The sequence below is a fragment of the Desulfobulbus sp. genome (assembly GCF_031547805.1).
Lineage (GTDB): Bacteria > Desulfobacterota > Desulfobulbia > Desulfobulbales > Desulfobulbaceae > Desulfobulbus.
Genome location: NZ_JAVBRQ010000048.1, coordinates 1 through 17943, shown reverse-complemented (window position 1 = coordinate 17943; position 17943 = coordinate 1). Strand labels below are relative to the sequence as shown.

Here is a 17943-nt window from a genome sequence, read left to right as displayed (position 1 = left end):
CAAAAAAACGCCATTGAGCGCAGAATGAGGCACCGCTAAGGCGCAAAACCGATCGAATTGAAAGCCAGAAGAGCATGATCTTTGCGAAAAATTTCCCGGTAAATGCTGATGGAGGGTACTGAGCTAAATTTCAAGATTCCCATAAGTATTCTGCGCAGAGGTGTCATTGGGACCGTCAGCCTCAATGACATCTGGCAGAGGCGGCAGGCAGCACATGCACACGATGGCGCGTTGCATGTTGTTGACATCGTGTCGACGCGATGAGCAGGTAAATCCTTCCCTCTGAACCAGTCAAAATACCCTCATGTGTAGGATACTTAAAAAGTGATCACCTCGGCCCCCTTGGCCAGGGCGATCAACTCCTGCCGCCAGGTAACCCCGCCGAGCGCCTCGGCCAGCAGCACGGCCAGATGTCTGGGTTCGATGCCGAGATCGCGGTTGCGGCCCAGGCCGGAAATGCACGAGGGGCAGTTGGTGGCAACGATGCGCCGGGCCGGCTTGTCGGCTGTGGTGTCGGCGATTGCGGTCCGGAGATGGTCGCGCTTGCGCTTCAGCATGGCTCCGGCGATATCCGGCCGGGACAGGGCCAGGGTGCCTGCCTCGGAACAACAACCCGGTACGGCGACGGCCTCGGCCCCGAGCCGCCGCAGCATCAATTCTCCCTCGCCCTGGAGGGAATCGTGACAGGGGGCATGATAGAGGATCGGGGCCGTGCCCGTGGCCGGGAACCGCTCCGGCTCCAATTCAAGCACGAAGTAGGCGACATCGACCAGGCCGCTGCCGAAAATCGCTTCGGCGCCCAACTCCCGCAAGGCCTCGCGGCAGGTGCCGCAACTGACGATCACTCCGTCGAAGCTGATATAGCCGAGCATTTCCCGGATCTGGCTGAGCACGATGGTGTCGCGCAAGGTCACGTCGCTGTGCATCCTGGCCTTGGCATTGGCCCTGGCCGGAAAGCCGCAGCACAGGTAAGCCGGCGGCAGCACCACCCGCACCCCGGTGGCGAGCAGGCTGTAGATGGCGGCTTCGGCGATGATGCCGTACAACCGTTCCGAACCGCAGCCGGGAAAATAAAAAACCGTCTTGCGGATTTCGCCTTTCGGGGTGAGCAACAGCGCCTGGTTGAGCGATGTTGCCGGCAGAATGCCGCGCAGCGTTTTTTTCGAGGGCGGCATCATAGGGGCCTTGAGCAGGCTGACCAGCCGCCACGGCCGCGAGGCCATCCCGGCGGGCGCCCGTTGCAGCATCTCGACCCCGAACCGCTGCATCCTGGCACCCCATTCGACCACGATCTTGCGGAAGATGAGGTTGTAGACCCGGTTCCGGGTCTTGAGATAGTGGAGCGACATCCGGGTGGGCAGGGGGGTGTGCTTGTAGCCGCGCTCGCTGAGAATTCCGCGTTCGAGAATGGACACCTGGGCGGTGTCGATGTCCACCGGGCACGGCTTGAGGCACTTGCCGCACAGGGTGCAGTGGTCGGCGATCTGCTCCAGGTTCTTCAACTGGTCAAAGCGCGGGAAATGCGAGCGCTGCATGTCGTAGAGCAGGGCCTCGATCAGCGAGCCGATGGCCAGGTTCTTGTTGCGGGGATGGAAGAACAGGGTGCTGCCCGGATAGAAAACGCAGCAGTCGGCCTTGCATTTGCCGCAGCGGATGCATTTCGAAATCCTGGCCGCCAGGGTTTCGAGCGAACCGTGCTGGAGGATGCGGGCTTCCAGCTCCAGCAGGTTGAAGGACGGGGTGAAGACCTTGTCGATGATATCGGCATCGTCGAGCTTGCCGGGGTTCATCACCCCGGACGGGTCCACCTGGCCGCGATAAGCGGTCAGCCGCTCGACCAGGTGGCGGTCGAGGAACTTCATCTTGGTGATGCCGATGCCATGTTCGCCGCTGACCACGCCGCTCAGGGCCACGGCCTTGGCCATGACCGCCTCGGCGGTTTCGGCCGCCCGTTGCATCATGGCCCGGTCGTTGGAGAAGACCGGGATGTTGACGTGGACATTGCCGTCGCCGGCGTGCATGTGGGTGGCGATGACGATTCGCCGTTGCCGGCCCGCCTCGGCGATGCGGCCGATCTGGGCGCTGATCTGGGGATAGCCGCGAAAGAGCTGCAGCAGGTCGTCGATCAGCCTTTTTAAGTGGAGTTCGGCGCGAACCGCTCCGATCCCGTCCTTGCCCAAGCCGATCAGGGCCGCGGCGCACAATTCCGCCGCCTTGGGGATTTTGGCCTCCAGCCAGTCGGGGTCCTCGACCGGTTCGGCGATCTGCAGGTAGGCCAGGATTTCGTGCACCGCGTTTTGCTGGTTGTAGCGGTCCTCCTCGAGATTGACGGCATCGACGAAGCGGGCGAATTCGGCCAGGGTGGGCAGTGGCAGCACGATGTCTTCGTTGAGCTTGAAGGCATTGGTGCGGGCGGCAATGGCGCCCAGCCGCTTGCGGTCGCGCCAGAAGCGGCTGGCCTCGTCGGCGTCGCTGGCCACGAAGGTCTCGGTGTTGGCGTAGCGCTCCAAAAGTTTGAGCAGGGCGGCCTTGCCCCGCAGGATCTGCTCGGTGGTGTGGCCGACCATGTCGATCAGCAGCACCGCCTTGGGCGCCTCGCTGCGCGCTGCCTTGAATTTGTAGTTGATCGCCCGGATGTATTCCTCGTCGAAATGCTCAAGCGCCATCAGGGCTTCCTCGCCCCGGTTGACGAACTGTTCCGAGATCTCGACGATCACCCGGCTGGCCTCGTCCATGTCCGGCCCGAAAAATTCGAGACAGAAGGTCAGCTTCTTGGCATAGGCGGGATAGAGAATGAATTCGGCGGAGGTGATCACCCCGTCGGTGCCCTCCTTTTGCACGCCGGGCAACCCGCCCAGGGCCTTGTTGGTGATGTCCTTCCACAGCCCCTTCTTGCGGATTTCGTCGCCGCGCAGCTCCACGGTCCGCACCGGCGCGCCCTGGCCGTCGAACACCTCGAACACCACTTGGTCGTCCGGCATGATCTTGCGCATGGGATGCCGCGCCCGCCGCACGGTCAGCAAACCGGTGCCGGGCATGGCAATGGTGTAGGCCACGATGTTGTCGATGGCCGTGCCCCACAAAACCGCGGTCTTGCCGCCGGCATTCTCGGAAATGTTGCCGCCGATGGTCGAAGCCCAGGCACTGGTGGGATCGGTGGCGAACACCAGCCCGCGCTGCTCGGCGTAGTGCATCGCGTCCTGGGTGATGACCCCGGATTCGAGCCGGAGCACTGGCATGTGATCGGTGGTGCCGTCTTCCCGGGGCAGGGAACGGTGCTCGATGCCATGGATGCGGTTGAGCTTTTCGGTGTTGATCATGACGCAATTGGCGCGGACCGGCACCGCGCCGCCGGTCAGGCCGGTGCCGCCGCCACGGGGGATCGCGTGCAAGCCTTGGTCGGCGATGGCGGCCAGCAGGGCGGGGAGCTGATCCTCCCGGTCGGGCCGGACCACCGCCACCGGCAGATGCAGGCGCCAGTCGGTGGCGTCGGTGGCATGGCTGATCAGGCTGAAGGGATCGAAACAGACGTTGTCCGGGCCGATAATCGCCCCCAGCCGCTTGCGGATCGCGTTCCTGGTCCGGGGCGCGCTGCCGATTTCCCGGTGCACCCCGCGCATCCGTTCGCGGCAGAGACGCACCAGGTTGACCACCTTGTCGGTCCGCCGCGGGTCCACCTTGACCTTTCTGGCCGTCTCCTCGATCAGGTCGAGATCCTGCTTCATGGTGCGGAAGAACGACCGGCGCCGATGGGGTGAATCGATCAATTCCTGAAAGAGAAAGGGGTTGCGCTGGAGGATGAACAGGTCGCCGATGCAGCGCATGACCAGCCGGGCGGAACGGCCGGTGGCGCGCTGGCTGCGGAGTTCCTCCAGATCGTCCCAAACGGCGGAGCCGAAGAGGTGGTTGATGATCAGCCGGTCGTCGGCCGAGGTGAAATTATACGGGATTTCGCGGTAATTGATGGAGTCCATGCGGGTTGCCTGCTGAGGGCCGATATTGAGGCGTGGGAAGCGGCGCAATGCCGGAAAGCGCCTTGGGTCATGAGCTGAAAAAAACGAAAAACACCGGGAAATAAGCCAAAGAGGGCTTGCACCTGGATGCGGGCCAAGGTTCCTTAACTACCACACCGCAGGCAGCCCTGCAAATACTTCGCGTCATGCCGGCGCGGCCGGCCGCGCGCCTTACGCGGAATCGAGCGCCACCTGGCCGGCCTGCTCTTCTTCCGGGGCCGGTTCGGGGAAGATAAAGCGGGTGCGGAAGGCATCCCGAGCCTTGCCGGAACCGATCAGCGCCACCTGGTCCTTCTCCTGGAAACGGTACTGCGGCCCCGGATTGGGCTCCAGTCGGCCGCCACGGAGCACGCCGACCACCGAGGCCCCGGTCCTCTTGCGAATCTCGGATTCGCCGATGGTCCGGTCGAGCAGGCAGCTGTCCGACGGCAGCGCCAGCCATTCCAGGTCGAACTGCTGCTCGGCCCCGCGAAACTGGGCCAGGGTCTGGTAGGAGCTTTCCTGGTCGATCCGGCTGGAATAGTATTCCCGGCGCAGGCTTTCGGTCTGGCGATGGATTTCGGTCACCGGCACATTGAGGACCAGCAGGGCTTGGCGGGTCATTTCCAGCCCGGCCTCGAGTTCGGGATAGACCAGGTCGGTCACCGCCAGTTCGTTGAAAACATCGAGGAAATCCGGGTCGGAAAGCCGGGCCACCATCGGCAGGGTGCTGTTGAGTTTGCGGGCATGGCCGACAATGGCCTGCGATTCGACCATGCCGGGAATGGTCACCACCAGCAGCGAGGCGGTGGCGATGGCGGCGGCGTTGAGCACGATCTCGTGGCTGGCGTCGCCATAGACCACCGCGTAGCCGGCCAGCTTGGCCTGTTCGATCCGGCGCTGATCGAGTTCGATGATCACGAAGGGGATGCCCAGCCGGTGCAAGGTGGTCGCGATCTGCAAGCCCACCCGGCCGCCGCCGGCAATCACCACATGGTGCTCGAAGCCCTCGTCGGGAAAGTTGATCGATTCCAAGGCCTCTTTCTGGAACCATTTCTTTTTGAACGCGTACAGCCGAGAGGTCTGGCCCGAAACCAAGGGGGTCAGGATCATGGTGACCACGGCGGTGGTGAGGACCATATTGTATAGATCCATGCCGATGGAGCCGGTCGACAGGCCGATCCGGGCAAGGACAAAGGAGAATTCGCCCACCTGGAACAGGCCCAGGCCCACGGCCAGGGGAATGACGTTGCCGTAGCGGAACAGCCAGGCGATCGAGGCGAAAATGCATCCCTTGCCCAGGCTGACCAACACCACCAGGAGCAGGATGGTGCCGAAGTGGTGGAAGAGAAAACCGGGGTCGAGCAGCATGCCCACCGAGGCGAAGAACAGCAGGCCGAACACATCGCGCAGGGGAATAATGTCGCTCAAGGCCTGGTGGCCGTAGTCGGATTCGTTGAGCACCATGCCGGCGATGAAGGCGCCCAGGGCAAAGGACAGGCCGACCAGGTAGGTGGCGTAGCCGATGCCCAGGCCGATGGCGATGATGGCCAGAAGAAACAACTCGCGGGAGCCGAGCTTGGCGATCTGCCGCATCAGCCACGGCAGCAGCTTGATGCCGAGCACGAACATGCAGGTCAGAAACAGGGCGGCCTTGATTGCGGCCTGGCCGAGCGAGGTCATGCCGGCGGCCGGGTCGTTCATCAGCGGCAGGATGATCATCATCGGCACCACCGCCAGATCCTGGACGATCAGCATGCCGATCATCACCTTGCTCGACAGGGTGCCGAGCCAGCCCTGGTTCATCAGGGTTTTGAGCAGCACCATGGTGGAGGACAAGGAAATGAGGGCGCCGAACCAGAGGCAGGTCTTGAGGTCCCAACCCATCAGCCGGCCGATGCCGATGCCGAGCGCGATGGTGAGCGCCAGTTGAAGCGCGGTGCCGATCAGAGCGACCCATTTGACCGGTTTCAGGTCGTTGTGCGAAAATTCCAGTCCCAGGGCAAACAGCAGAAGGCCCACGCCGATTTCGGCCAGCAGTTCGATGTCGTGGATTTCATTGATGGTGAAGCCGCCGGTGTGCGGCCCGAGAATCACCCCGGCCAGGATGTAGCCAAGGACAAGCGGCTGGCGCAGCCGCTGCATGAGAAGGCCGCAGAAAAAAGCGGCAAGGACTACAAGAATGATATCGGTGGCAATGCCCATGAAGCCAGATCCAGAAAGAAAATATGCAGAGAAGAGATGCGGCTGCCTTTGGCGGGCGGGCATCATTGTGCCGGGGAATATACCAGAGGCCGGGCAACTGCCGAAAGAAGATTCCCAACCCGGGGCCGAAATCAAAGCGTACCTGGAGGATGTTCCGGAAAAATTTCGTCAGGAAAAATACCTGGAACCTAACGGATGGGTCGAGGCCTGCCCCTGCAACAACGTGCGGCGGCGAGCCTTCAGTAGCGGTCGCGGCTGCTCATGGCCTCGGCGGATTTTCTGTGCTTGGGTCTGAGAGGATCGTCCGGCGCGGCATAGCCCACGCTGATCAACAGCCCGATCCGTTTGGCAGCCGGAATGTGCAACAGCCGCTTGATCGCGGTTTCGTCGAACCAGCCGAGCATGCAGGTGCCCAATCCCAGTTCGGCGGCCTGCAGGCAGAAGTGGCTGGCGGCGATACCGATGTCGATCAGGGGAAAGTCCCGGTTTTTCAACCAGGCGCCGATCTGGGTGACCGCCCTGGGCCGTTCGATGACCAACACCGCCAGTGCCGGGGCCTGGGGCACGAACTTGTTGAACGAGACCAGGGCGCTGTAGGTGGCCCGCGCCACCTGGTCCTTCAGGGCCGGGTCGGTGACCATGATCAGCCGCCAGGGTTGCGAGTTGGAGGCCGACGGCGCCAGGCGGACCGCCTCGATTAGTTGCTCCAGTTTTTCCCGTTCGACCGGGCGGTCGGCATAGGCGCGGACGCTTTGTCGGTGCTTGATCAGTTCGGCAAACAGCATGGGGATTCCTCAAGTGAATGGGGCGGATAGGGGCAAAACGGGCAGGGGTGCCAAATCGATCATCCTACCAGAATACACGAGGAAACAAAACCTCGGGAATGCCAAGAAACGCCAGAGGGCGCTGCGCATCGGCCTTTTTTTCCGTAGCTGGCGAGGATGATTTTTTCGATGTTTTCCTGGGAATTTGTGCTACATTCCTGCTGCCATGGGGCAAAAAACGCGCGACGGGTTTCAGGCCGGTCGCGTCCCCGCTGCACGCTCGTCAAACCGGAGGAGAAAACCGATGAAGAACATGGGCGGCATGCTGCTGACCACTACGCCTTTTTCCGAAATCGTCATGGGCAACACCGCCTTGGTTCGGGCCATGGTCGAGGCGGGTACCAGGGTGGTGACCTCCTATCCCGGCTCGCCCACGCCGGAAATCGCCATTGCCATCCAGTCGATTCCGGCGGACAGGCGGCCTTTTTACTTCGAATTTTCCACCAACGAAAAAGTGGCGGCCGAGGTGGCCTTCGGCGCCTCGATCAACGGCCACCTGGCCACGGTTTTTTTCAAGAGCGTCGGACTCAACGTGGCGGCGGACACCTTTGTCCAGTTCAGCCTGATGCACTGTCTCGGCGGCCTGGTGGTCGTGCTGGGCGACGATCCGGGCGCCAACTCCTCGCAAAACGAGCAGGACAACCGCCATTACGCCCGAATGAGCTATACCCCGGTGCTGGAGCCGGCCAACCCCACCGAGGTGTACGAGTATTATCTGGAGGCGGCAAATCTGGCGCGAACCACTGCCAAGGCGATCATCCTTCGCCTGACCACCCATGTGTGCCACGCCAAGGAGCGGGTCGCGTTCAGGGGCTGGAATCCGCCCGCTGCATACGACGACCGGCCACGGTTCGATCCGGGGCTCGGCTCCTATATTCCCATCACCGCCAGGGTTTTTGCTCCCAAACGCGAGGCCCTGGCAGCCTTGGGCCGGGTCGAGCGATGGGTGGACGAGCGGGGGCTGCACCGGGTGATCGGCAACGGGGGCGAGCGCGGCCTCATCACCTCGGGGATGGTGGCCCTGTCGGCCCAGGAAGTACTGGCCGAGGTGCCCGAGACGCTCGAAAAACCGGCCATCCTCAAGCTGGCCATGCCCTATCCGCTACCGGTGCGGGCGATTGCCGAATTTCTTGCCGCCCGTCGCGAGGTCAAGATCCTGGAGGAACTCGACGACAACCTGGAAAAGGAAATCAAGGCCCTGGCCTACGACCAGGGACTGGCCACCCGCATTGTCGGCAAGGGCGAGCTGGACGATTGGGTGGGGGAATACACCCCGGACAAGGTTCGCGCCATCCTGCATCGGACCTGGCCCGATCTGGTGCCTGCCCCCCGGGTTGCGGCCACGGCCATGCCGGTCCCGCTCCGGCCGGCCCAGATGTGTCCGGGCTGCGGCCACCGCAGCGCCTTTCACGCCATCAAGCAGGCCCTGCCCGCGGACGGCGCCATCACCGTGGCCGACATCGGCTGCCACACTCTGGGCTTCCAAGAACCTTACCGGATGGGCGAGGTCCTGCTCTGCATGGGCGCCTCCACCGGCATCGGCTCCGGCCTGGCCCTGTTCAATCGCAGCCGGCCGGTGGTGGCCTTTCTCGGCGATTCCACTTTTTTTCACGCCGGCCTTCCCGGTATCGTTAACGCCCTGTTCAACCGGCACAACCTGACCCTGGTGCTGATGGAAAACGGCACCACCGCCATGACCGGCCATCAGGAACACGCCGCCTCGGGCCGCAACGCCAACGGCCCGGTCGATGCCATTCCGGTCCGGCGGGTGCTGGAGGGTTTGGGGGTGCGGAACATTTTCGAGGTCGACACCTACCGGCAAAAGGAACTGACCGAACTGATGCGCCAGGCATTGGCGCAAGAGGGCTTCAGCGTGGTCATTGCCCGCCATCCCTGCATGCTGCTGTTTACCCGCAACCAGCGGAGAAAAAGCGGGTACCAAGCCCGCCATGTCCATATCGACCAGGCGACCTGCGCCCGGATTCACACCTGCGTCCAAACCTTTGCCTGCCCCAGCTTCTCGCGGGCCGCCGACGGTTCGGTGAGCGTCAATCCCGAGCTGTGCATCGGCGACGGCTCCTGCATCCAAACCTGCCCGACCGGGGCGATCGCCCGCGACGGCCAGGAAGGAGGAACGCCATGAACCCCTTTGCCATCTATCTGTGCGGCGTCGGCGGCCAGGGGATCGGCCTGCTCAGCGAAATCCTGCTGCGGGCGGCCGATTATGCCGGCTATGTCGCCAAGGCCGTGGACACCCATGGCCTGGCCCAACGCGGCGGGGTGGTGGTTTCCCACATCCGGTTGGGCGAGACCGTGCATACCCCGCTCATTCCCGCCTACGGCGCCGATCTGGTGGTCGGGCTGGAACGGCACGAGGCCCTGCGCGGCGCCCAGGCCATGCTGCGGGATGGCGGCGCCCTGGTCTATTTCGACACGGTGCTGCAACCGCTGGGGGTCCGCCTCGGGACCGAGGCCGAGATCACCAACGCCGACGTGGACCGGGCCTGCGCTTCGCGCGGCATTGCCGTACACCGGATGACTTGCCCCAACCTGGCCGATCCCCGCATGCAGAATATCGTGGTGCTCGGTCATCTCCATCTGCTCGGCCTGGTGGGCGAGGTGACGGCCGAACACTCGCTCCGGGCCATGGACGATCTACTCGAAGGGCCCGTCCTGGCGGCCAACGTGGGCCTGTTCCGGTCGATTGCCGCCACCGCCCGGCAAGCCCCATGAAGCCATCCCGGTGGCGGCGCTTTCTCTACCCCGACCTGAATCGCTCGTTCGCCTTGCGGCTTGTGCTGGTGGTCGCGGTGGCGGCAGTGGTGTTCACTCAGGTGCTGATTCCCTTCCGCATCCAGGGGAAAAGCATGGAGCCGACCTACCGGGACGGCGGTTTCAACTTCTGCTGGCGGGGCCGCTACCTGTTTGCCGAACCCGAGCGGGGCGATGTGGTGGCGATCCGTTTTGCCGGCCAACGGATCATGCTGCTCAAACGGATCGTCGGCCTGGCCGGGGACACGGTCGAATTCCGCAACGGCGCCTTGTTCGTCAACGATACCTGGGTCAAGGAGCCGCACCTGCGCTCGCCTTCGGATTGGAACCTGGCGCCGCGCCGGGTGGAGCCGGGCAAGGTCTACGTGGTGGGCGATAACCGCATCGTTCCCCTGGACCGCCAGAGCATGGGGCAGGTGGAACAGGCGCGGATTGTGGGAGGCGTGTTGTGGTGAACGGTAAAACGATATTGGTCGCGGTGGCGATCGCCCTGGTCGCGGGCGTTGCGGCCTGGTGGTGGTGGGCGGGCGATGAACGCGCGATTCGCAAACAGCTGGCCGTGATCGAAGAGGCGGCTTCCAAGGTCGAAAACGAGCCGCCGGTGGAGGGATTGGTCAAGGCCACCCAGCTTGCCGCCCTGTTCGGCGATCCCTGCCGGTTGACGGTGGAGGCGGCGCGGCACGAGGGCACCTATACCCGCAAGCAGATCCAGGAACGCATCGTGCTGGTGCGGGCCTCGTTTGCCCAGGTGGCGGTAACCCTGCACGACACCGTTATCGAACGCATCGAGAACAAAACCGCCGCGGTGCGCGGCACGATCCGCCTGCGCGGCAAGGCCACGGGCGATTCCATCGCCGACGCGCAGGAGTTCAAGGCCGAGATGGCTAAGATCGACGGCAAGTGGCTGTTTACCGCCGTGACCGTCATCGAGGTCCTGGAACGTTAGGGACCGGACCGAACACCGCCGACTTTTCCATTGCAGGGGGCGCCGCCCCTTGTTCCGCATTCCTCATCGCGAACGATCCCGCACGACAGCAATGAAATCGTGGCGACACATCACCGTGTTAACGCTGCTTTGCCGCCGCTCTGCGACCTGTCAAATCGTGCAATCTCGCCTCATACCTCATACCGCCGCCAGGAGTACTAGGGCCATGGGGACGAAGGAGAGCAGGGTCGACATGACAATCGCCGCCGAGGCCAATTCGGTGTCGGAGCGGAGCTGGGAAGAGAGAATGTAGATGGCGGTGGAGGTGGGCAGGGCGAAAAAGAGCATGCTCACTTTCCAGGCCAGGCCGGTGACCCCGAACAGCCAGAGGCAGACCAGTCCCACCAGCGGCAACAGCGCCAGCTTGAACCCGGCGGCTGCCAGGGCCAAACCAATGTTGGTGCGGAGGCTGGTGAAGGTCAGGCTGCCGCCGATGGAAAACAGGGCCAGGGGCAGGGTGACCTGCGAAAGCAGCCGGAGGGTGTTGTCCACAGGTTTGGGGAAAGACCCGACCAGCTTGGCATAGACAATGCCGGCAACGCAGGCCAGGATCAGCGGGTTGGCCAGCAGGTTCTTGACCGTGGCAGTCAAGCGGTTGCCGCCGTTACCGCCGGTGTCGTACCAGATCAGCACCGAGACGCAGAGCACGTTGATAATCGGGATGATCAGGCCGATGAGAATGCCGTACAACTGCACCCCGGCCTCGCCAAAGGCATTGATCAGCACCGCCATGCCGATGTAGGTGTTGAAACGATAGCAGGCCTGGTTGAAGGAGCCGGCCTGGAACGGCGACACCGGCCGCCAGCGGATGTAGGCCAGGCTGAACCCGCAGATCGCCACCACCGCGAGGGTCGAGGCCGCCAAATAGCGCCAGCCGTCGTCGATATGCAGGGGGGCCGAGCCGATCTTCCAGAACAGCATCAGGGGAAAGAACACGAAATAGACCAGCCGGTCCGAGGCCCGGAGAAAGGCCGCGTCGGTGAGTCGCCAATGTTTGAACGCCGCCCCGAACAGGATCAGCGCCAGGACCGGGAAAAGGGCATCGAGTAGAATCATGCGGGCATCTCGTCGGTGGAGGTTGTGGTCCCCCCGTCCGTTGCGGGTTGGGAGCTCGCAGCAGGACGCGGCGCGTTAAGGGGTGGATTGGCCGATGGCATAGCAGGACCGTCGGATGCGGGTTTTGCGGCAGCGCGGGCAATGTCCCGGCGGGTGCGGTCGGTTGTGTTCCTTGAAGATGAAGCCGCAGCCCAGACAAACCGGCGGCTCGATAATCAGCCGCCGGCCCCGGGCCTTGAGGCTCCGACCGACATGGTCCAGATGGGCGTAGATCTCCTTTTCCGACTGATGGAGCTGTTGGGAGAGCGTCCGCGCGTCCTGGGGCCCGGTTTCCAGCAACTCGACAATCCGGCGGCGGATGGAGGCGCCGTCGGTCTCGGGCGGGCGGCTCATGCCTTGGCCGAAGGAGATGGCGCCATCCCCTGGCCCTCGATGTAGGCGCGAATGAAACGGTCGACCTTGGTCCGGGCGATCCGGGTCAGGGCCTGCATCAGGGCAAAGGGCACCTCGTCCAATTGATAGCGGCCGCGCAGCAGGTCGGTCATGGCGAGCCACAGCCGGCCGGTCATTTCGGCGTCGGCCAGGGCGCGGTGAAAGGTGCCGGTGGTGAAGATGTCCAGGTGGCGGACCAGGGTGGCGAGTTTGTGGTTGGGAGCCTCGGGAAACAACCGCCGCGAGGCCAGCACGGTGCAGGCCATGGGATTGGTCCGTTCCCGGCCGATCCGGGCCAGTTCGGCGTCGAGAAATTTGCCGTCGAATCCGGCATTGTGCGCCACCAGCGGGGTATCGCCGATCCAGTCGGCAAACCGGGTCATGACCTCCTCGCAATCCGGCGCGGCCCGCACCAGTTCGTTGTTGATCCCGGTCAGGGATTCGATGAACCAGCTGATGGTGAAGCCGGGGTTCATCAAGGCCTGGAAACGGTCGACCATCATGCCGTTTTCAAGCCGGACCGCGCCCACCTCGATCGGCCGGTCGCCAAAGGCCGGGGAGTGGCCGGTGGTTTCGAAATCAAGGACAATGACGGCGGCTTGAAGCATGGGCAGCGGTTGGGCAAAGTGGATACGGTCGATTGCGCCGCGCCGCAAAGCGGCCGAAAAATCGTTGTGCGTATCAAAGGCGAATCGGGTACATTTGAAAATCAATATTTTAATCCACCTTCCCATTCAATGCATGGAGGAAATGATGCGGCCGGATGAAATGCGGGAAAAGGCTATAGAGCTGTTCAAGCAGCGGATGCACTGCAGCCAGGTGCTGGCCATGATCGGCCTGGAGAAACTGGGGGTCAGCGAGCCTTCGGTCATCAAGGCCCTGGGGTCTTTCGGTGGCGGCATCGGCGGTACCGGCCATGTGTGCGGCGCCCTGGTGGGTGCGACCTCGGTCATCGGCGTCCTGTACAGCCGTTCCAGCCTGGAGGAAAAGGAGAATCCCCGGATGTGGGCGGCGACCAAGGCGGTGATGAAGCACTTCGAGGAACTGACCGAGCCGTTCGGCGGCATCGATTGCGGCCAGATCGCCCGGGTCGACTGGATGGATCGGGATCAGGTCAAGGATTTTTACGGCAATCCCGACAGCCGCCGCCAACACTGCCTGGCCGTGGTCGGCGAGACCGCCAAGGCCCTGGGCGAGCTGCTGGAGCAGGAAGCCGAGCGCATGGCCGCCAAGCAGGCGGAACAGCAAGGGAAATAAGCGTTGGCGGCATGCTGCCGCACGGAAGGACAAGGCAGTCGCAGGACTGCCTTTTTTATGGGGTGAGGAGCTGCATGGAATTCTGCAATTTTTCCGAGGACGAGATCAGGCGGATCAACCGAGCCCTGACCTTTATCGGCAACAAGGAGGTCGACCTCGACCGCGTCTCCGGCCGGACCACGGTGATCAAAACCGATGATTTCGAGAACGAATGCCGGCGGTTGGCCAGTTACTATCCACACCTCGGCCTGGAAAGCGCCGGCGCCCGCCTGGTGTTCGACACCGACAAGGATGGCGGCCACAAGATCCTGCTGAACCGGCACGGCAGCGACGGCCTTGCCGGTATCCACGCCCTGGCCACCGAACTGGTGCACCTGGGCAACCTCAGCCGGTACAATGCCGACCACGGCAATGTGTACCGGTTGAACCCCGAACAGGCGATTGCCGACCATTACTACGAATTTCTGCTTTGGTCTCATTTCTTGGCGATGAAGATCGCCACCCGCGTCCATGCCCTTGCCGCCTGGCACGAGGTCAACGGCGCGGCGCCCCCCGTTGACGGCTGCTACCGCTTCTCCCAGATCGCCTTTCCGGACCAAGGGCTCCGGGCGGCCCTGATTGCGGCTCAGCAGGCTGAAGCGTTAAGCGCCTGGCGGGAAGGGTATTGGGACCTGCTCGAGGAACTGGCGCGGTATTTCGGCCGCCTGGCCTTCTACCAGCAGGAGCCGCTTCCCGCCGAACTGGATGAACGGTTCCCGTCGGAGTTGATCCGGGAAGTGGTGGGGCTGGACAACTGCCTGGCCTTCTACGGCACCCTGCTGCGGGCGCGCGACTACCCGGCCTGGCAGGCCGAAAAGCACACGCTGCGCCGATTCGTCTTGGCCATGCAGGAGCACGGCAAAGACACCTTCCCGACCGAAAACTGACTTTTTCCTCTGACCTCCGATTCCGCGAACCGCTTGTGCGCGCGGAATCGGTGGTTGCTCGTTGATTGCATGGAATCGCCGCACTTTTGACGGCACCGCGTATCCGAGGTGCCCGCAGAAAGGATCACGATCAAGTCGGAACCCTCGGATACGCTTCAATCAACTCACCGTCATATCTCCGAAGAAACAACAGCTCCGGAACCTCACACCTTGAATTCTTCGACCAGCCGTCGCAACTGACCGGCCAACTCGGAGAGTTTATGGGCACTTGTTTGCACTTGCTCGGCCCCTTGTCCCACCTCGGACGATTGCTGATTGATGCCGGTGACATCGTGGGTGATGCCGGTGATAATTGTTGCGGTCTGGGCGACGTTCTCGTTGACTTCGCCAACCCCCAGAGCGGCTTGGGACAGGTTGTCGGAGATCTCGCGAGATGCGATGGACTGTTCCTCGACCGCTGAAGCAATCCCGTTTATAACGTGATATATTTCAGTGATTATTGAAGAAATTTGCTCTATCCCGTCGATGGTGGTGGTGGTGGTGTCTTGCATCTCGTCAATCTGGTTCTTGATATCCACCGTCGCGGCCGCAGTTTGGCGGGCCAATTCCTTGATTTCGTTGGCCACCACGGCAAATCCTTTGCCCGCTTCTCCGGCCCGTTCCGCTTCAATGGTGGCATTGAGGGCAAGGAGATTGGTTTGTTCGGAAATTTCAGTAATTGCTTCGGTGATCCGGCCAATGTTGCGGGCCGATGCGCCCAAAGTCGTCATTTTTTCGGAGGTGGCCCGCGACTGAGCAACAGCCTTTTCCGAAATATTGCGTGCTTTCTCCGCACTTTGAGCAATTTCATTCACCGTGACCGTCATTTCCTCAACGGACGACGAAACAATAGTGATATTATTTGACGATTGCTCCATGGCCGAAGAAACAGATTGTACGGTTGCATTTATTTCTTCCGTTGACGAGGCAACGGAGCCGGATTTGTCTGCTGTTTCTTGGGCAACGGTCGTCAATTGCCGGGAAACAGCAGAGAGATCGTTGGCCTCGTTGGTCAGTTTCTGCACCCCCTGGACCACATCCTGGATCATGCCTCCCAACTGACGTACCATGGTATTGATCGCTTTGCCCATCTGACCAATCTCGTCCAGCTGATCGATGGCAAGTTGCTTTGTAAAGTCACCTTGAGCCATTGTCTGCATTTGCACCAAAGCAAGACCTATCGGCTTGGTTACACCGCGAACAATTAAAATGGTACCGGTCAAGCCGAGAAGTAAACCCGTTACCAGTACTGTGGTGATTATATTTCTTCCATTGAAATAAATCTCATCGCTTTTTACATACATTTCCTTACCTTGGTCCTCATTGAATTGGACCAATTCCGTAAGAAGATCGTCACAAGCCTGAAAAGCCTTTACTCCTTCACTGTTCATGAGATGCAACGCGCCGTTGGCGTTACCTGAATCAGAAATGTGTACAATCTTGTCGGCAATATTTATGTATGTGTCCCATGATTGCTCGACACGGACCATCATTTCTTTTTCACTGCTTGTCATCTCTATTGTCTGATATTTCTCCAGATGTTTTTCTGTCTGTTTTTCGAAATTATTTATGTGATCCTTCGCTATTTTTAAATCATAAGGATTTTTTTGAACAAGAAGATTGTACAACGCTCTGTTGTGACTTGCAGACATTAGATTAGCGTTGCCAGCCAGAAGAATGCTTTGCAGGTTGTCATCGTATAATTGGTTCAGCATATTGTTGATGGTGTTGCTGTTGCGCAACCCCAGAATGCCGATCACCAACATGGTAAACAAGAGAAATCCCGTGCAACTTCCTAACAGCCCGTTGAAAAAGGCCTGATTTTGTCAACTGTCATCTCGGACCGGCACGCCAAACCGAACAAATCAAACCAGCCTGGGGATACACTATCACCTTGCGGTGACCTTGTCTGTAGAGGAAATCCGACCCCAGGAGCACTGTAGGGTTCCCTGCGAGCCAAAACAGATGAGCAAGCAGGCAGGCCACATCTCTCTGGGGGTACCGTACCGGTACAAATGACGCATCACCAAACTGAGATTGTAGCCGGCGGCATGCATCAGGTAACGCTTGGCAACATTCTCCATGCCGCGAAGCGTCATGCAAGCCAGGTTGCCGCTGCATTTGAGGAAGGCGAAGCTTCGCTCCACCAGCCATGACCTGAGGCGGCTCAGACGTTTTCCCTGATTGCCTCGGGCACGGCGGCGATTGGCATGGAATTCGCGGCAGGCGTCTTTATCGCCATGCCAGCGACGACGTTGGGAAGGATCACGCTCCGGGATGTAGGTCGTGATCCCCTGGTCACGGTTGAGACGTTTGATCAGTTCGGCCTTGTGATATCCCTTGTCCGCTACAGCGCAGAGGATTTCCGGGGCCTCGTCTCCGAGGCTGGCAAGGTTTTCGTGAGCGGCATCCAGGGTCTCTTCCATGCTTGAGGTGTCGCCGCAGTCACCGGCATGGATCTCAGCGGCCAAGAGAGCACCGGAAGAGAGGTCGACCGCGTGTTCGGACTTGTAGGCGAGATGGGTGGTACCATCCTTCATCTTGGTGATGCGGGAGTCGGGATCGGTGGTCGACTGCCAGTGCCGATTGGACAGTTTCTTGCCCTTGCGTTTGCGGTCAAAGCGGACAACGGCGGCAGTGTCAACGGGTTCCTCACCGGCTTCCCGCATGAGTTCTTTGACGTAGTCGAGGTAGGAGGCGCCGGAATCTTTCCTGGCCAAGCGTTTGAGGGAGGCATTGGCCTCGATGGTGGTCGAGTCAACCCCGGCAGCATAAGCGGAGATCAACCCCTGCTGGTGGACGATGGCCAAAATGCGTTGGAAGGCAGCCCGGTAGACCTCCATGGGCAGTCGTTGTCTCCAGACGCTGAGGCTGGAATGGTCAGGTGTCGATTCGTGGAGGGGAATATCCAAAAAAGCCCGCAGTGAGAGCCGGTCCTGGCAGTTCCAGGCAATAGCCCGGTCGGAGGCGAAACCCTCCAGATAACCAATGAACAGCATCCGAAAATAGACACCCGGCGGGATGGAGGGCCTTCCCTTGCTGGCAAAGCTCGGGGCGCAAAGTTCTTCTGTCCAGGAGTCGAATCCATCCTTGGCGAGAAGATCGTTGAGCCGGGAGTAAAAGGGATGCCCTTGGCCCTTGGGAAGCTGATGCTGGTTGACCCACATCGCCTGTTGCTTGGGTTTGCGTCTACCAATTGCCATGCGCTATTAACCTCTTGTTGTGAATAAGCAAATTCAAATTACCGCGCCTGGGAATTGGGGCAATAGGTTTTACCTGATCGCTGTGTTTTTCAACGGGCTGCTAATTCCCTTTAGGGAATCTTGAAATTTAGCTCAGTACCCTCCATCAGCATTTACCGGGAAATTTTTCGCAAAGATCATGCTCTTCTGGCTTTCAATTCGATCGGTTTTGCGCCTTAGCGGTGCCTCATTCTGCGCTCAATGGCGTTTTTT

Annotated in this window: 14 protein-coding genes; 6 read left to right on the top strand and 8 right to left on the bottom strand. The window is 61.2% G+C overall.

All coding sequences use genetic code 11. The features are described from left to right. Positions 1-317: 317 nt before the first annotated feature. From RMR13_RS14780 to RMR13_RS14770, 3 genes are all read right to left on the bottom strand, one after another. On the bottom strand, positions 318-3974 hold the full coding sequence (locus tag RMR13_RS14780) for a DUF3683 domain-containing protein (protein WP_310601393.1): 3657 nt from the start codon (positions 3972-3974) through the stop codon (positions 318-320). A 210-nt stretch (positions 3975-4184) separates the two neighbouring features. Continuing rightward, positions 4185-6197, bottom strand: coding sequence for a cation:proton antiporter (locus RMR13_RS14775; RefSeq protein WP_310601392.1), 2013 nt, complete (start codon positions 6195-6197; stop codon positions 4185-4187). Positions 6198-6436: 239 nt separating this feature from the next. Further along, positions 6437-6982, bottom strand: coding sequence for a nitroreductase family protein (locus RMR13_RS14770; protein ID WP_310601391.1), 546 nt, complete (start codon positions 6980-6982; stop codon positions 6437-6439). Positions 6983-7265: 283 nt separating this feature from the next. Between RMR13_RS14770 and RMR13_RS14765 the strand changes: the two genes are divergently transcribed. Genes RMR13_RS14765 through RMR13_RS14750 form a run of 4 tightly spaced genes read left to right on the top strand, consistent with a single transcriptional unit; the run spans position 7266 to position 10739 of the window. Further along, complete coding sequence (locus RMR13_RS14765) at positions 7266-9164, top strand: thiamine pyrophosphate-dependent enzyme (RefSeq protein WP_310601390.1); 1899 nt, start codon at positions 7266-7268, stop codon at positions 9162-9164. Next, positions 9161-9754: a 2-oxoacid:acceptor oxidoreductase family protein gene (locus RMR13_RS14760; protein ID WP_310601389.1), complete on the top strand. Its 594-nt coding sequence runs from the start codon at positions 9161-9163 to the stop codon at positions 9752-9754. Before RMR13_RS14765 ends, RMR13_RS14760 begins: the two co-directional genes overlap by 4 nt. Then, complete coding sequence (lepB, locus tag RMR13_RS14755) at positions 9751-10248, top strand: signal peptidase I (protein WP_310601388.1); 498 nt, start codon at positions 9751-9753, stop codon at positions 10246-10248. The genes RMR13_RS14760 and lepB overlap by 4 nt, the downstream gene beginning before the upstream one ends. Continuing rightward, on the top strand, positions 10242-10739 hold the full coding sequence (locus tag RMR13_RS14750; RefSeq protein ID WP_310601387.1) for a hypothetical protein: 498 nt from the start codon (positions 10242-10244) through the stop codon (positions 10737-10739). The genes lepB and RMR13_RS14750 overlap by 7 nt, the downstream gene beginning before the upstream one ends. A 177-nt stretch (positions 10740-10916) precedes the next feature. On the opposite strand, the gene RMR13_RS14745 is transcribed toward RMR13_RS14750, so the two are convergent. The 3 genes from RMR13_RS14745 to RMR13_RS14735 form a co-directional block, all read right to left on the bottom strand. Further along, positions 10917-11834, bottom strand: a complete 918-nt coding sequence (locus RMR13_RS14745) for an AEC family transporter (RefSeq protein ID WP_310601386.1) — start codon at positions 11832-11834, stop codon at positions 10917-10919. Between the two features lie 75 nt (positions 11835-11909). Then, on the bottom strand, positions 11910-12227 hold the full coding sequence (locus RMR13_RS14740; RefSeq protein ID WP_310601385.1) for a transcriptional regulator: 318 nt from the start codon (positions 12225-12227) through the stop codon (positions 11910-11912). Further along, positions 12224-12874 (bottom strand): PolC-type DNA polymerase III, encoded by a 651-nt coding sequence (locus RMR13_RS14735; RefSeq protein WP_409070303.1) that lies wholly within the window; start codon positions 12872-12874, stop codon positions 12224-12226. Before RMR13_RS14735 ends, RMR13_RS14740 begins: the two co-directional genes overlap by 4 nt. 142 nt (positions 12875-13016) lie before the next feature. Here RMR13_RS14735 and RMR13_RS14730 point away from each other — a divergent pair, with 142 nt between their 5' ends. Then, a complete protein-coding gene (locus RMR13_RS14730) occupies positions 13017-13523 on the top strand; it encodes a C-GCAxxG-C-C family protein (RefSeq protein WP_310601383.1) in 507 nt (168 codons plus the stop codon). Positions 13524-13597: 74 nt separating this feature from the next. Next, on the top strand, positions 13598-14449 hold the full coding sequence (locus RMR13_RS14725) for a hypothetical protein (protein ID WP_310601382.1): 852 nt from the start codon (positions 13598-13600) through the stop codon (positions 14447-14449). A 203-nt stretch (positions 14450-14652) separates the two neighbouring features. On the opposite strand, the gene RMR13_RS14720 is transcribed toward RMR13_RS14725, so the two are convergent. Next, entirely contained in the window at positions 14653-16290 is a 1638-nt protein-coding gene (locus tag RMR13_RS14720; RefSeq protein WP_310601394.1) for a methyl-accepting chemotaxis protein, read from the bottom strand. 87 nt (positions 16291-16377) lie between these two features. After that, positions 16378-17691: a transposase gene (locus RMR13_RS14715; RefSeq protein WP_310601381.1), complete on the bottom strand. Its 1314-nt coding sequence runs from the start codon at positions 17689-17691 to the stop codon at positions 16378-16380. Positions 17692-17943: the final 252 nt, after the last annotated feature.